The following is a 15,049-nucleotide window of genomic DNA, read 5'->3' as shown; positions in this document are numbered from 1 at the left end:
ACAACAGCAACGCTTTCAACTCGCCTCTGCTCAGTCTAACGTCTCGATTGGTCATGGCACTTCCCCTTCCACGGGAATCGGTGATCGCAACGTCACCACCGTGCCATGGCCGCTCGCCCCTCAGAGCAAGCGCCGTTCTCTCTCCAAAACTTTTTGCAGAACCTTCAGCACACTATCTGAGAACGGCTTCGCGTCAGCGCCAATGGGTCGGATTCACGGTTGCTGCAGCGTACCGCCGGGAATAACGAGGGTACCCTGGCCTGGCCTTGAGTATCTGAAGCCTATGAAGAACAAAGCAACGATGATCAAACAAATGACGATGACCGCGACGACGCTGCCAGGATGGTGTCCGGTATCTGGCGGTTGGACCATTGCCTTCCCGTATGGCTATCGCCGCTGACCTTCTTCATCTTCCAACCGAGCATGACGACTGTCAATGGATACAGGAGTTGCTCCCGCCATCCAATCAGCTGCGAAGCGTTGAAGGGCGGCGATCCACCGCGGCTTAGTCAGGCCGGAAACAGGAATGCAGCAGCGGGATCGAAAAAGACCTGCCGGCTGCAGGGCCACACATCCTGCGATTGCATGGCGGCGGAGGTCGGCCTGATGTCAACCTCCTGTCCAGCGGCGATGCGCGCGACGATCCGCCGGCGCTCGCCGTAAAATGCGATGTCGACGATCTCGACATTCAGTTCCGCGCTCGCCGGGCTCCGCTCCATGCTAAAGGCTTCGGGCCGGATCATCAGCCTGGTCTTCTGGCCTTTGCCGAACGTGCCGTTGGCCCTGACTCCGGATATGACCGAACCGTCTGTCATGCGGATCGTTGTCGTGCCGTTGGTGGTGCCGAGATGTTCGGCGGCGAGGAAATTCGAATTGCCGATGAAGCCGGCGACGAAATCGGTCGCCGGCCTGAGATAGAGATCCTCGCCGGTGCCGGTCTGCTCGATGCGGCCATCCTTGAACAGGGCGATTCGGTCCGACAGATGCAGCGCCTCTTCCTGATCGTGGGTGACGTAGAGAATGGTGACGCCGGTCTGGCGATGGATGCGGCGGATTTCGCCCTGGATTTCCTCGCGCAGCTTCTTGTCGAGCGCCGACAATGGCTCGTCCATCAAAAGGATCGGAGGATCGTAGGCCAGCGCCCGGGCCAGCGCGACGCGCTGCTGCTGGCCGCCCGACAGCGCACCGGGTAAGCGTCCGGCAAAGCTTTCGAGCCGCACCAGGGCCAGCATGTCGGCGATCTTTTTCTTCACCTCGGCGTCCGGCCGGCGGCGAACCCGCAGCGGAAAAGCGACGTTTTCGGCCACCGTCAGATGCGGAAACAGCGTGTAGCGCTGGAAGACCATGCCGATGTTGCGCTTGTGCGAAGGCACTGCAAGCAGCGACTTTCCTTCCAGCAAGACATCGCCGGAAGTCGGGTCCTGAAAGCCGGCGATCGCGTAGAGCGTCGTCGATTTTCCCGAACCGGAGGGCCCGAGGAAGGTCAGGAACTCGCCCCTGGGAATGTCCAGCGTGACGTCGTGCACTGCGACGATCGCCCCGAACGCCTTGCGCAGATTGCGGATGGAGAGGAAAGGGTGGGTCATATCCGAAACTTTCGCTGCAGCAGCGCCGTCATCACCATCAGGGCAAGCGTCAGCTCGACCAGCAGGCTGGAGGCAGCGGCGATCACCGGACTGAGGTCCGACCGCAGACTGCCCCAGATCTTGACGGGCAAGGTTTGCAAGCTGGGGCTGGCCATGAAGATCGCCACCACGACTTCGTCCCACGAGGCGAGGAAGGAAAAGATCGCGGCGGAGAAGATGCCGATCCGGATCGACGGCAAGGTGATCCTGAGCCTGGCCTCGAGCGGGCTTGCCCCACAGACGATTGCCGCGTCCTCGATCGACTTGTCGAACCCTTCGAGCGCGGTGGCGATCGGAATGATGGCGAAGGGCAGCGCCAGCACGGTGTGGGCGATGACGAAGCCGATGGTGGTGCCGCCGAGGCCAAGGCGAAGGAAGAACGCGTAGATGGCGATGGCGAAGACAACGACGGGCAGCACCATCGGCGTCAGCAGCAGGCCACGCACGATCTCACGTCCAGCAAACCGTCCGCGAACCAGGGCAAAGGAGGCGAGCAGGCCGATCGCCACTGCCAGGATCGCCGTCATGGTGGCGATCCGGGCGCTGGTCAGTGCGGCGCCGAGCCAGGCCGGATCGGCAAAAAGCTCCTGGTACCATTTGAGCGTCCAGCCGGGCGGCGGAAAGGCCAGCCAGCGCGACGAGCCGAAAGAGAGCAGGACAATGAAGACCACCGGCAACAGAAGAAAGCCGGCGACCAGCGCGGTGAAGCCGAGCAGGGCAACCCGCAATCCACCCATGCGGTCATAGTCGAGCAGCATCTCAGATGCCTCCGCTCATGCGCCTGGCACCGGCAAGGCGCAGTTGCAGCGCGTAGAGAGCCATGGTGACGACAAGCAGGATGAAGGCAGCGGCGCTGCCGAGCCCCCAGTTGAGCAGCGACTGGACCATCTGCGCGATCATTTCGGCGAGCATCATGTTCGACGTGCCGCCGAGCAGTGCCGGCGTTACGAAGTAGCCGAGCGACATGACGAAGACCATCAGGCCACCGGCGGCGACGCCGGGCAACGACAGCGGCACGAGGATGCGGCGGAACGCCTGGAAAGGGCTTGCGCCGCACAGCGACGCCGCACGCAGCGTCATCGGATCGATCGCCCGTAACGTGCCGACCAGCGGCAGGATCATGAAGGGCAGCATGATATAGACCATGCCGATGGTGACGCCGGTGAGATTGTTGATGAGCGGCAGCGGGTGGTCGATGACGCCGATGGTCATCAGCGTCCGGTTGATGACGCCGGTACGCTGCAGGAGCACCATCCAGGCATAGGTGCGGGTGAGTAGGTTCGTCCACATCGACAGAATGATGATGCCGAAGATGATCGAGGCCAGTCCCGAAGGCATGATCGCCAGCATCCAGGCGACCGGAAAGGCGACAAGGACCGTGACGATGGTGACCAACGCCGCGACCAGGAATGTGTTGAAGAACACCCGCGCATAGGTGCCGTCACCGAGCAGGGCAGCATAGTTCTGCAAGCCTGGCTCGGGCTCCGTGACACTGCGCAAAAGCAGCGCCAGCACGGGGACGACGAAGAACAGCATAATCAGAATCAGGGCCGGCAGCAGGCCATTGAGACCTGCCGGCACCCGCACCGTTCCAAAGTTCCGGCGTGTTTCGACCGACATGACAGCGACCCGGCTACGGGACGAGACGGCGCGAACCGTCTCGTCCATTGCGGTTCAGGGGCGGGCTTATTTCGCCTGCCAGGCGTACCAGCGCGCGGCGATGGTGTCGCGATTGGCGGCCCAGTAGTTCATGTCGAGATTGATCTGTCCGTCGACATGAGCGTCCGGCAGCGATTTCACGGCATCGGCCGGCATCTCTGCCTTGGCCTTGGTGTTGATCGGCGCATAGCCGCTGGCTTCGGCAAATTTGGCCTGGCCGGCGGGGCTGCTCGCCGCGGCGAGGAATTTCATCGCCGTATCCTTGTTCTTGGCACCCTTCGGTACCACCAGAACGTCGGCTGCGGTCAGGTTCTGGTTCCAGGAGACGCCGACATCGGCGCCTTCCTTGTCCAGTGCGAAGACGCGGCCGTTCCACAGCTGGCCGAACGTTGCTTCGCCGGATGCGATCAATTGCTGCGACTCCGCCCCGCCGCCCCACCAGACGATGTCCGACTTGATGGTGTCGAGTTTCTTGAAGGCGCGATCGAGATCCAGCGGATAGAGCTTGTCCGCCGGAACACCATCGGCCAGCAGCGCGATCTCGATGACACCGGGCGCCGACCATTTGTAGAAGGTCCGCTTGCCCGGGAACTTCGTCAGGTCGAACATGTCGGCCCAGCCGGCCGGTTCACCCGAAACGGCGCCCTTGTTCCAGGCGAGCACGAAGGAATAGTAGAAACTGCCGACGGCATGATCGGTGGTGAAGCGCGGATCGAGGTCGGCCTTCGGCACGGCCTTGAAGTCGATCGGCTCGAGCAGACCGTCCTTGGCCGCCTTGATGGCGAAATCCATCTCGACGTCGACGACGTCCCAGTTGACACTGCCGCTGTCGACCATCGCCTTCAGCTTGCCGTAGTCGGTCGGGCCGTCCTGCATGACCTTGATGCCGGATGCAGCGGTGAACGGCTCGGCCCAGGATTTGGTCTGCGCTTCCTGGGTCGTCCCGCCCCAGCTGGTGAAGACCATGTCCTCGGCCTTTGCGGCCGTCGTTGCCAGAACTGTCGTTGCAATAAATCCGGCAAGGAAGCCGGTGATGATCAGTTTCATGTCGTTCTCCTCTGTTGTTTTCGTTGGCGTCTGTTCGCGATCGGTCGTTTTCGCCTTGATCGCGCATCTCCGGCCAGCGGCAGCTACCGCATGACAAAAGGATCGGGAATCGGGTCATCGGAGGTGCGTATCCACACCGATTTCGAACGCGTGTAGTCGCGGATCGCATCGAGGCCGCCCTCGCGGCCGAGCCCGGATTGGCCGTAGCCGCCAAACGGAACCAGCGGCGAGACCGCCCGATAGGTGTTGATCCAGACCACGCCGGCATGGATGCCGCGCGCCATGCGGTGGGCTTTTGCCAGATTGGTGGTGAACACGCCGGATGCCAGGCCGAACTTCGTGTCGTTGGCGAGCGAAAGCGCTTCAGCTTCGCTGTCGAAGGCTAGCACACAGAGCACCGGGCCGAAGAGCTCTTCGCGCACGCAGGCAAGCGTCTGATCAGGCGCGTCGATAATCGTCGGCGCGTAATAGAAGCCGTCCGCCATGCCCGCGGGGCGGATGCCGCCGGTGACCAGTTGCCCGCCCGCGGCCAGGCTTTCAGCAATGATCTTCTCTATCCATTCGCGCTGGCGCGAGGTGGCGAGCGGTCCCATTTCGATCGCGGGATCCTGCGGATCGCCAATCCTGATCGCCTCGGCCTTGCGCTTGAGCCGGTCGAGGAATTCGTCCTTCACGGAGCGCTGGACCAGCAGCCGCGAGCCGGCGACGCAGCTCTGGCCGGTGGCAGCGAAGATGCCGGCAACGACCGCGTTGGCGGCGCTGTCCAGATCGGCATCGGCAAACACCACGACCGGGCTTTTGCCGCCGAGCTCGAGCGTCGTGAAGGCGAGGTTTTCCGCCGTATTCCTGACGATCTGCCGAGCGGTCGAGGGACCGCCGGTGAAGGCGACGCGGGCGACGAGCGGATGACTGGTCAGCCGGTGACCGCAATCGTGGCCGAAGCCGGTCAGGATGTTCACGGTCCCGGCGGGAAATCCCGCCTCATGGACGAGTTCAGCGAAGGCCAGCAACGGGGCAGGGCCGTCTTCCGATGCTTTCAGAACGATGGTGCAGCCGGCCGCCAGCGCCGGCCCGAGCTTGACGGCGGACAGGAAGAGCTGCGAGTTCCACGGCACAATGGCGGCTACGACGCCGATTGGCTCCGGCCGGATGGTCACTTCCATGTCGGCCTTGTCGATGGGAACAAACGAGCCCTCGTGCTTGTCGGCCAGCCCGCCATAATAGCGGTAATAGTCGCCGACATAGGCGATCTGGGCGCGGGTCTCGCGGATGATCTTGCCGGTATCGCGCGTCTCGAGTTCCGCCAGCCGGTCGGCATTGGCGACCACCAGATCGCCGAGCCGCACCAGAAGCTTGCCGCGTGCCGTTGCCGTCATTGCCGGCCACGTGCCGGAGCCAAGCGCCCGGTGAGCAGCTTCGACGGCGCGGTCGACGTCATCAGACGATGCAGCGGGCATCTTCGCCCATGGCGCGCCCGTCGAGGGATCGATGCTGTCGAAGGTCGCCGCCACTTCGACGAAGCTGCCGTCAATATAGTTCCTGAATTGAGTGGTGCTCATCGCAATCCGGCTTTCGGTTCGGAAAAGGCCGGCATCACCCTGTCGATGAAGAGCTGCAGCGATTTCTTCTTGCGCCGATGGGAAAGGCCGCTGTCGATCCAGATCGAATACTGATCGTAGCCGAGCGCTTCGTAGGCCTTCAGCCTGGCGATCACCTCGTCGGCTTCGCCAATGACCAGGTTCTGCCTGATCTTGTCAGGCGCATATTGCGGCATGGCCGCGATCTCGTCTTCGGTCAGCGCTTCCATTATGCCCTGGTGCACCGGCTTCTTGTTCTGGAACCAGGCGCCGAACTGGCAGTAGAACTGCGACAGATCCTGCGCGAGCCGGTCAGCCTCCGCTGCATCCTCGGCGACGAAAGTATGCATCAGCAGCATAATCTCCGGCCTTGGTACGTCGGGGTGGGCATTGCACGCCGCGCTGAAACGCTCCATCAGGCTGGCCACTTCGCCATCGCCGGAGGCAAGCGGCGTCACCTGGACGTTGCATTTGCTGGAAACCGCAAAGTCGTGCGAGTTCGGATCGCGTGCGGCCACCCAGATCGGCGGATAAGGCTTTTGCAGCGGCTTGGGCGACGAGGTGGTTGAAGGAAACGACCAGAACTCGCCGGCGAGTTCGAAATCTCCATCCCACAGGCCGCGGAGCGCCGGCACCATCTCGCGCATACGCTGGCCGGCACCCCAGGCCTCGAGGCCTGGGAAAAGTCGCTGGTATTCGTAAGCGTAGGCGCCGCGCGCAATGCCGATGTCGAGACGGCCGCCGGTGACGACGTCGGCCATCGCTGCTTCGCCGGCAAGCTTGATCGGGTGCCAGAACGGCGCGACGATGGTTCCGGTGCCGAGCCGGATGCGCCTGGTTTTGGCGGCGAGCCAGGCGATGTTGATGAACGGGTTCGGCGAGATGGTGAATTCCATGCCGTGATGCTCGCCGATCCAGGCAGTCTCGAACCCTGCCTCTTCGGCCTGGACAACCAGGTCCTCCAGCTCGCCGACAAGCTCGGAATGCGGCTTGGCCGGATCCGATCGCTCCATGTGGACGAAAAGCGAAAATTTCATCGGCTTCACCCGCGGCCGGAAAGAGAAATTTGAGAAGGCGAGGACTTGGCGAGCGGTCGGACTTCGCCTTCGACCTCGTTGCCGACATAGACGCCGAATGCATCTTCCGTGCGTTCGCGCGCATAGCGGGCAAGCATCGAACGCACCGCGGGATCGGCGATCTCCAGATCGGCGATCTGCTCGATGTCGACAAGCCGCATCTGGCGATCGTCGGAATAGGACCCCTCGGCCGTTCCGCGATAATAAACATGCGTGCGCCAGGGTTCGGCGGCATCGTCCCACACCGCGAAAAGGAAGCCGAGCTGGGCGTCTATGGCCCTGGCGGCAAGGCGCCCCTTGAGGCTGCGCGCATCGTTGGGCGTGCCCAGTCCGCGCCCCGCAGGCAATTCATGAAACCCGTCGGCCGTTGCGAAGAACAGCACACGGCCCTCGTTCTCGAGAATGGCGCCGACCTCCGTATTGGGGGGCGCCGCCGCCAGCGCCTCCTGGCTGAGGCCGGGCGTGACGTAGGCGCCTCTGCAATAACCGAGGGGCTGGGCTCCGTTGTGGCTGAAGTCGCGGACGCGGCCGATGAGGATCGAGTGATCGCCAGCATCGACCAGCTGCTCCATGCCGCAATCGAACACCGCAACGGAGCCGTCGATCAGCGGATTGCCGGTCCGGCCCGGCTGCCAGGCCACGGCCGCGAACTTGTCCGCTGCTTTGGAAGCGAAGATGCCGGAATGGGCCTTCTGGTCCTCCGACAGGATGTTGATGGCGAAACCTCTCGATGTCGAAAAAGCACTGTGCCCCAGGGCCCTCTTGGCGATGCAGACAAGCACCAGCGGCGGCTCGAGCGAGACCGAGGTGAAGGAGTTGGCGGTGAAGCCGCGCGGTTCGCCTTCCGCTCCGATCGTTGTGACGATGGTGACACCGGTCAGGAACGAGCCGAGCGCGCGCCGGAATTCGCCGCTGTCAAAGACTGCATCCGTCTCCGGCTTCACGCCAGCGTCTCCTGCCGTGTCGAGAAATTCCATGATGTGTTTGGTCACTTTTTCAGGTGAAGCCATTGCCATCATATGCCTTTCTCCATTGAGCACGAGGCATTGGCCGTGCGGCGCAAGCCTCGCCATCGCCGCCGACATGGCCGGGGTCGAATTGCTGTCCTGCGACCCGGTCATGAACAGGGCCGGCGCGGCAAGACCGGGGAGAGCATCGGCGTGCTCGGCATCGGCATGGGCAAAGAGGCGATAGGTGCGCGCGTAGCCTTCGGGGTAGACCCTTTCAAGGGCGGCGCGCGCGGTAGAGGCCGCCCCGATAAGATTCGCCGGCAGCGGGTCGCCGAACCAGCGGGCAAGCGTAGCCGCAATGGCGGAAGGGTTGCCATGGGTGCCGAGCGCGGCCGCACGCTCGCGTACGGCCTGCGCCAAGGCCGCGGGGCGGCGGAATACCGCATTGAGACAGACGATTGAGCGAACGCGCGATGGGGTGCGAAGGGCGATCTCCAGAGCGACCAGCGCGCCCATCGAATGGCCAACGATCGATACCGACGCCACGCCGAGATGGTCGAGAAGGCGAACCGCCTGATCGGCGAAATCCGACAGGCTGGCTTCTTCCGGCGGCAGCGGTGAAACGTCGTGGCCGAGCATGTCGATGGCGATCAGGTCATGATGGTGTTTCATCGCCGCGATCTGATCGTGCCAGATCGCGGCGTTCATGCCGACACCGTGAATGAGCAGAACCGGCGCGCCGGAGCCGGCGCGGATGAAGCCGGTGCCGTCCGGAGCCGTGTCCCGGACCCATGCGGTGGCAGCGACGTCAGCCATGCAGGTCTCCGACCTCCTTGAGGTCCTGATAGCGGTCGCCGATACGATGGTGCGGGCGGCCGCCAATCGAAGCGCCAAGCGCCACCACCAGCTCGTCGGGCGCGGGCGCGTCGCCGATCTGGAAATGTACGGTCAGATAGTGGGAGCGGCGGCCTTCGTCGTTCTTGTCCATCAGCGGGATCATGATCGGGGTGTTCGGCCCTCCGCGCAGATTGGTGAAGGCGAGATAGGTCTTGGCGCCGACCGCGCGACGGTAATGGTTGCCGAAATGCAGCGTATGGATCAGCGCCGATGCATGCTCGATCTCGCCCGCCGTGCCGCAGACCGCGGCCTTGCCGTAGCCCTCTATCGCCTCGCCGGAACCGGCAACGGCGATAATCTCGCGGGTCAGCAGTTCACCAAGGACGGGAGCAATGGCACGGATCTCCGGCGACAGGTCGTCGGTGAAACCGCGGCCGGCCCAAGGATTTGTCAGCACAGCGGCGACACCGATCAGACGCAGCGGTTTTGGGGCTTCCTTGCCGCCCTCGATTAGCGTGTTCTCGATGTAGGTGGCGATCTTTCGAATGGCTGGTTTCATGAAAGTCCTCGGTCGCCGCGGCGCTGTGTGCAACGCCGAAATCTTTACATCATCTTATGGTATACCATACTATGGAGCACCAGAAGCCTTGTCAATCGGCTATGGAATCTGTTTTGTGGCCGGATCGGGGTAGGGAGAGAAAATGTCAGGCGATACGCTGCGGATCGACCGCTCTGCCAAGACGCTGAGGACGCTGGCGCTGGAGCGCATGCGTGAGGCGATCATGGGCTTCCATTTCCAGCCTGGCGAAAGGCTGGTCGAGCGGCCGCTATGCGATCAGCTCGGGGTAAGCCGTTCCGTCGTGCGCGAGGTGCTGCGGCAGCTGGAGGCGGAAGGCCTGGTGCAGATGATACCGGGCCACGGACCCGCCGTGGCCAAGCCGGATCTCGGCCGCACCGACGAAATCTATGAATTGCGGGCGCTGCTCGAGGGCATCGCGGCGCGGGCTTGCGCCCTGACAGCCACGGACGCGCAGATCGCCTCGCTCGATGCCGCCTTGACTAACCTGCTTGAGGCGTGGGCGTCCGGTGCGCCTGTCGAGGTGATGCGGGCAACGACCAAGTTCTACGAAACGCTGTTCGAGGCGGCGGACAAGCGCATTGCCTGGGAAATCGTGACGGGGCTGAATGTCCGCATCAACCAGCTCCGCTCAATGACGATCGCATCGGAGAACCGGCGCGAGCCGGCGATCGCCGAAATGACCGAAATCATGGATGCAATCCGCTCGCGCAAGCCGGACGAGGCGGAGGAGGCGGCGCGGCGGCATGTCGAATCCGCGTGGCAGATCGCCCGCAACACGCTTCGCCTTGGCTGACTGGTATGCCGCCGGCGGTCCATCGTTCCACGGCAGGCATCTAACTGGTGCGTACAGTGACATGTGTGACATGCCAATTTGCTTTCAGTTGCGGCGGCAAAATCGTATATCGGGTCAGTTAGGTGTGCATCTTTTGCCAAATTGCTCTGTCATTCGAACGGACTGAGACAGAAAAGTAGTAAAATGAACATGTTACGCCACAAAGTTGCCGTGGCGCCCATGATGGATTGGACGGACCGGCACTGCCGGTTCTTCCATCGCCAGCTGACGCGCGAGGCGCTGCTCTATACCGAGATGGTGGTGGCCGATGCGGTCATCCACGGCGCACGCGAGCGGCTGCTTGGCTTCGACGACAACGAACATCCGTTGGCGCTGCAACTCGGCGGCGCCGATCCGGGAAAGCTGGCCGAGGCGGCGCGCATCGGCGAAGCCTTCGGCTATGATGAAATCAACCTCAATGTCGGCTGCCCGTCCGACCGCGTCCAGTCGGGCACCTTCGGCGCGTGCCTGATGAAGACGCCCGTGCTCGTCGCGGATTGCGTCGCGGCAATGAAGGCGGCGGTGAAAATACCGGTCACCGTCAAGTGCCGTATCGGCGTCGATGAGCAGGATCCGGAACCGGCACTCGATGCGTTGGCCGATGGTGTTTTCGCGGCCGGCGCCGACGCGCTGTGGGTGCACGCCCGCAAGGCCTGGCTGGAAGGACTGAGCCCAAAGGAAAATCGCGACATCCCGCCGCTCGACTATGGCCGCGTCTATCGGCTGAAAGCCAGAAAACAAAACAAATTCATCGGCATCAATGGCGGTATTCAATCTCTCGCAGAGGCGCTGACGCATCTCGACCATGTCGATGGCGCCATGCTCGGCCGCGCCGCCTATCACACGCCAGGGATACTCACCGGCATCGATGCCGCGTTTTACGGCAGCACAGCTGAGTCGTTCGATTTTGTCGCACTGATCGATGCCATGGCGGATTACGCGTCACGCCATATCGAGCAGGGCGGACGCCTCGCGCATGTCACCCGGCACATGGTCGGGCTGTTTCACGGCCTGCCCGGTGCACGCCGCTATCGGCAGATCCTGTCCACCGATGCGACAAGGCCGGGTGCCGGACCGCAGGTGCTCAAGGCGGCTTTTGCAGAGGTCGATTTCGGCCGGACCGCAGAGGCGGCCTGAGGAAAAACTCAATCCCGCAAAATCATGCGATCGCCACGTACGTCGAAGCCCGATAGCGAGCCGATGAAATTCATGCCGAGCAGGCTCTGGCCGAGCGTGCCGGGTGCGGCGATCATGATGGGCATGTCCTTGCGCACGATGCCGCCGATCGACAGTTCGTCGGTTCGCACCGCCGCCGCGCGTGTCATGCCGTTGGCGGTAGAGATCGGTATGGTGAAGCGGAGAGCCGCCGAATTGAACCCGACCGCCAGCGCGTCCTCGGCGGTCAGAACGGTGCTGGTCGCGCCGGTATCGACAACCGTCAGGATCGGCGTGCCGTTGATCGTGACGCGCGCTTCGAAATGGCCGCTGCCGGCCTTGTCCAGGGTGACGGTGGCATGGCCTTCTTCCACGCCCAGCGCCAGCGGACTGCCGGGAACAAGGCCGGCGGTGACGCGGCTGGCGAAATCCTGCAACTCATAGCGGTACTGATAGCCGGCGATCAGCGCCAGCACGATTGCGCCCCAGGCGCCGAGGCTACGGGCCATGGTGCCTAACGGCCTGCCCGATCTGAGCAGGCCGGCGCCGACGAGCGCCGCTAAAGCGCTAAGCCAGATCAGCTGGCTGAAATCGTAATTCTCAATGCCGAATGTACTGCCGGCGGAATCGTTGAGCATGAGCAGGAGTACACCTGCCCCGATCGCGACGATCAGAATCCACAGCAGTCGGTTCATCTCTGCGGCCGGTTCACGAGAGGGCGTCGCGTTCGCGTGCCATGCGGCTGCGACGGGTTTCCCGGCGGGGGCGTCGCTCGACCGTTTCCAGCCTTGCCGGCAGCTCGGCCATGACGCTGCGGCGGGTTTGCGGGGTCATGTCGATCCAGGCAGCGATTTCCGCGCGCGTGCGCCCGCAACCGAAACAGAAGCCGGTTTTCATATCGATCGAGCAGACCAGGATGCACGGGGATTCAATGGCCGTCATAAGGATTTCCTTGGCTAGCCTCCACATGGTGCAACGACAAAGTCAATACAAGCCCTCCGGGAAGCGCCGCCAACGGGTGCTTTCGCGTCAATACCTCGAAGTTGTACCAGGCCTGGAGCTTGTGCCGGCTTGAGGTTGTGCCGGCTGGCCAAGGCGGCTATGCCGCTCACCAATTCACACGGACGATCGCCATCGACATGACCAGCACGCTGCCTTTCGACGATTTTCGCGACCTCCTGGTGAGCCTGCCGCCGGGAGATATGGCGGCCAAGGCCCGCGTGCGCCAGTTGTTTGCCAAGGCAGACAAGCCCAAAGGGTCGCTTGGCCGCATCGAGGACATCGCCGCCTGGCTTGCCGGGTGGAGCGGCCGCGCGCCGCCGGCGGTGACGCGGCCATTGGTGGCGATCTTTGCCGGCAATCATGGCGTCACCCGCCACGGCATTTCGCCGCGCCCGGCCGCCGCCACGGCAAATGCAGTCGAGCTCTGCGCCGCCGGCGGTGCAGCAATCAACCAGATCTGCATCGCCAACGATCTCGGCTTGAAGGTGTTCGATCTGGCTCTGCACATCCCGACAACCGACATTACCGAGGATGCGGCACTGGACGAGCGCGGTTGTGCCGCTACCATGGCCTTCGGCATGGAAGCGATTGCCGGCGGCACCGACCTGCTTTGCCTTGGCGACCTCGGCGTCGGCAATTCGACTGTCGCCGCGGCCCTTTGCACGGCACTGTTCGGCGGCACCGGCGCCGACTGGATCGGCCCTGGATCAGGGGCAGACGCGGCGATGCAGAGGCGCAAGGCGGAGGTGGTCGATGCCGCGGTCGCGTTTCACGGCGCGAGCCTCAAGGACCCGCTGGAAGCGCTGCGCCGGGTCGGCGGGCGGGAATTCGCCGCGATCTGCGGCGCCATTCTGGCGGCGCGGATGCAGAAGATCCCGGTGCTGCTCGATGGGTTTGCGGTGACTGCCGCCGCTGGTGTCCTACATGCCGCCAACCCCGCCGCGCTCGATCATTGTCTCCTCGCAAGCCTGTCGCCGGAGCCTGGTCATGCCAAGGCCGCCGAGCGCCTCGGCCTTCGCCCGCTGCTCGATCTGGGCGTCAGTCAAGGCGAGGCGGTAGGGGCGGCTCTTGCCGCCGGCCTGGTCAAGGCGGCCGCGCTGACCAGCTCCGGCATGGCAGCGGCGGTCCGCGGTTAAGCATTCAGCGCCGGCGCGAGGCAACCGCCTTGGTCGGCAGCGCCGGCAGTTCCTCCATCACCCGGCTCAGCGGGAAGATGGCGATCGCCTCGGTGCCTTCGCGCAGCCTGGAATGGAGCTGGAATTCGCCGCCATGCATGGCCAGCAAGCCTTGCACGATCGGCAGGCCAAGCCCGGTGCCCTGTTCGGCGCTCTTGATGGCGATCGAGCCCTGGCCGAAGGCCGAAAGCACGATCGGAATCTCGTCTTCTGGTATGCCCGGCCCATTGTCCTTGACGGAGAGATATTGCCCGCCGCCCGCCGTCCAGCCGACGCGCACACGGATTTCGCCGCCGGTGGCGGTGAACTTTATGGCATTGGACAACAGGTTGAGCGCAATCTGCCGCACCGCGCGTTCGTCGGCGAACAAGCGCGGCAAGGCGTTTTCGAAATCCTGGACGATGCGGATGTCCTTGTTGCGCGCCTTCAGCTCCATCATGTGGCAGCAATCCTCGACGACTGAGAGCAGCATCATCGGCTCCTCGTTGAGCTGGTAGCGGCCCGCTTCGATGCGCGACAAATCGAGGATTTCGTTGATCAGGTCGAGCAGATGCTGTCCGGAGTCGTGCACGTCACGGGCATAGTCGCGATAGGTCGGGTTGCTCATCGGGCCGAGCACCTCGTTGGCCATCACTTCAGAAAAGCCGAGAATGGCGTTGAGCGGTGTGCGCAGTTCGTGGCTCATCGAGGCCAGGAAACGCGATTTCGCCAGATTGGCGTCTTCCGCCCGCCGCCGTGCCTCGTCCGACATCGATTTCGCCGTCTCCAGTTCGGCAATCAGCGCATCCTTTTCGGAGCGGAACGACAGCAGCATCAGCGAGGAACGGTTGAGCTGGCGCGCTACATAGGCGAAGAAAGGCAACGAGGCGATCAGCAAGCCTGCCATGATCGCCTCGACCGGCATCCATAATTTCGCACTGGCATAAGCATAGATGGCGACCGGGAGGGCGAAGGTCGCCAACAGCGCACCGCGCAGGGACGAGGCCAGGATCGCAGTTGCCGACATGGCGAGCAGCAGCACCACCGCCTTGGCGACCTGGAACTGATCCATTTGGCAAGCTTCGCAGCCGAGCCATGCGAACCAGGCCCAGCCAAGCCCGCACAGAAAATGGCCGATCAGGAAATCCCTATGCGTTTCCAGCGGGTTGAGCTCGGACGCTTGAGTGACGCGTCTGGCCATGAATGCAACGATGGTATAGCAGATGAATGTGAACAGCGCCCAGACGCCGATCTCCTTGCCGACGCCCGCGAACAAGCCTGCCGCGGCCGTTGCCAGGATGAGCAGCGGAATGACGATCACGCCGCCGGTCATCGAAAGCGCGTGGAGCTTCAACAGCTCGCGGTCGAAGTCGGGATTTCCGGCTTGCTGCGAAAGGCGGTCGCGCGTCTTGCGCACCGCGCGCGCGACATCGCTGTTGCGATGGCGTTTCCTGCGGTCCACAATAAACTTGTCTGCCATGGTCGAGCGTTGCAGGGGCATGAAGTCTTCAATTTACGCGGGCAGCAATTTCAAATCGTTAAGCTACGTTCGAAT

Annotated in this window: 15 protein-coding genes; 4 read left to right on the top strand and 11 right to left on the bottom strand. The window is 63.4% G+C overall.

Features of this window, described 5'->3' with window-relative positions; translation table 11 throughout:
* On the top strand, nt 1–400 hold a 400-nt coding region (locus tag NKI41_RS10310; protein ID WP_352682802.1), incomplete at its 5' end, for a hypothetical protein.
* Between the two features lie 109 nt (nt 401–509).
* On the opposite strand, the gene NKI41_RS10305 is transcribed toward NKI41_RS10310, so the two are convergent.
* From NKI41_RS10305 to NKI41_RS10270, 8 genes are all read right to left on the bottom strand, one after another.
* Complete coding sequence (locus NKI41_RS10305) at nt 510–1,586, bottom strand: ABC transporter ATP-binding protein (protein WP_352682800.1); 1,077 nt, start codon at nt 1,584–1,586, stop codon at nt 510–512.
* Nucleotides 1,583–2,383, bottom strand: coding sequence for an ABC transporter permease (locus tag NKI41_RS10300; RefSeq protein ID WP_352682798.1), 801 nt, complete (start codon nt 2,381–2,383; stop codon nt 1,583–1,585). The genes NKI41_RS10305 and NKI41_RS10300 overlap by 4 nt, the downstream gene beginning before the upstream one ends.
* 1 nt (nt 2,384) lies before the next feature.
* On the bottom strand, nt 2,385–3,245 hold the full coding sequence (locus NKI41_RS10295) for an ABC transporter permease (RefSeq protein ID WP_502895614.1): 861 nt from the start codon (nt 3,243–3,245) through the stop codon (nt 2,385–2,387).
* A gap of 66 nt (nt 3,246–3,311) precedes the next feature.
* The gene (locus tag NKI41_RS10290) at nt 3,312–4,331 is read right to left on the bottom strand and encodes an ABC transporter substrate-binding protein (protein WP_352471913.1); all 1,020 of its coding nucleotides are present in this window, start codon (nt 4,329–4,331) and stop codon (nt 3,312–3,314) included.
* Nucleotides 4,332–4,414: 83 nt separating this feature from the next.
* Nucleotides 4,415–5,890 carry an aldehyde dehydrogenase gene (locus NKI41_RS10285; protein WP_352682797.1) on the bottom strand — a complete coding sequence of 492 codons (1,476 nt, stop codon included), beginning with the start codon at nt 5,888–5,890 and terminating at the stop codon, nt 4,415–4,417.
* The gene (locus NKI41_RS10280) at nt 5,887–6,945 is read right to left on the bottom strand and encodes an LLM class flavin-dependent oxidoreductase (protein ID WP_352682795.1); all 1,059 of its coding nucleotides are present in this window, start codon (nt 6,943–6,945) and stop codon (nt 5,887–5,889) included. Before NKI41_RS10280 ends, NKI41_RS10285 begins: the two co-directional genes overlap by 4 nt.
* Before the next feature lie 5 nt (nt 6,946–6,950).
* The gene (locus NKI41_RS10275; RefSeq protein ID WP_352682793.1) at nt 6,951–8,750 is read right to left on the bottom strand and encodes an alpha/beta fold hydrolase; all 1,800 of its coding nucleotides are present in this window, start codon (nt 8,748–8,750) and stop codon (nt 6,951–6,953) included.
* The gene (locus NKI41_RS10270; RefSeq protein ID WP_352682791.1) at nt 8,743–9,330 is read right to left on the bottom strand and encodes an amino acid synthesis family protein; all 588 of its coding nucleotides are present in this window, start codon (nt 9,328–9,330) and stop codon (nt 8,743–8,745) included. Before NKI41_RS10270 ends, NKI41_RS10275 begins: the two co-directional genes overlap by 8 nt.
* Nucleotides 9,331–9,472: 142 nt before the next feature.
* On the opposite strand from NKI41_RS10270, the gene NKI41_RS10265 reads away from it, so the two are divergent.
* Both NKI41_RS10265 and dusA read left to right on the top strand, forming a co-directional pair.
* A complete protein-coding gene (locus tag NKI41_RS10265) occupies nt 9,473–10,144 on the top strand; it encodes a GntR family transcriptional regulator (protein WP_023674997.1) in 672 nt (223 codons plus the stop codon).
* Between the two features lie 183 nt (nt 10,145–10,327).
* Nucleotides 10,328–11,320: a tRNA dihydrouridine(20/20a) synthase DusA gene (gene dusA, locus NKI41_RS10260; protein ID WP_352682789.1), complete on the top strand. Its 993-nt coding sequence runs from the start codon at nt 10,328–10,330 to the stop codon at nt 11,318–11,320.
* 8 nt (nt 11,321–11,328) lie between these two features.
* Here the strand turns inward: dusA and NKI41_RS10255 are convergent, their stop codons facing one another.
* Together NKI41_RS10255 and NKI41_RS10250 are read right to left on the bottom strand one after the other, a co-directional pair.
* The gene (locus NKI41_RS10255; RefSeq protein WP_352540527.1) at nt 11,329–12,033 is read right to left on the bottom strand and encodes a TIGR02281 family clan AA aspartic protease; all 705 of its coding nucleotides are present in this window, start codon (nt 12,031–12,033) and stop codon (nt 11,329–11,331) included.
* Between the two features lie 13 nt (nt 12,034–12,046).
* Complete coding sequence (locus NKI41_RS10250; protein WP_352471906.1) at nt 12,047–12,280, bottom strand: DUF1289 domain-containing protein; 234 nt, start codon at nt 12,278–12,280, stop codon at nt 12,047–12,049.
* A 197-nt stretch (nt 12,281–12,477) separates the two neighbouring features.
* Between NKI41_RS10250 and NKI41_RS10245 the strand changes: the two genes are divergently transcribed.
* Nucleotides 12,478–13,476, top strand: coding sequence for a nicotinate-nucleotide--dimethylbenzimidazole phosphoribosyltransferase (locus tag NKI41_RS10245; protein ID WP_352682809.1), 999 nt, complete (start codon nt 12,478–12,480; stop codon nt 13,474–13,476).
* A 4-nt stretch (nt 13,477–13,480) separates the two neighbouring features.
* Here the strand turns inward: NKI41_RS10245 and NKI41_RS10240 are convergent, their stop codons facing one another.
* Nucleotides 13,481–14,995, bottom strand: coding sequence for a sensor histidine kinase (locus tag NKI41_RS10240; RefSeq protein ID WP_352471905.1), 1,515 nt, complete (start codon nt 14,993–14,995; stop codon nt 13,481–13,483).
* Between the last annotated feature and the right edge of the window lie 54 nt (nt 14,996–15,049).

Source organism: Mesorhizobium sp. M0601, from assembly GCF_040320845.1.
Lineage (GTDB): Bacteria > Pseudomonadota > Alphaproteobacteria > Rhizobiales > Rhizobiaceae > Mesorhizobium.
This window is presented reverse-complemented; position numbering and strand designations above follow the sequence as displayed.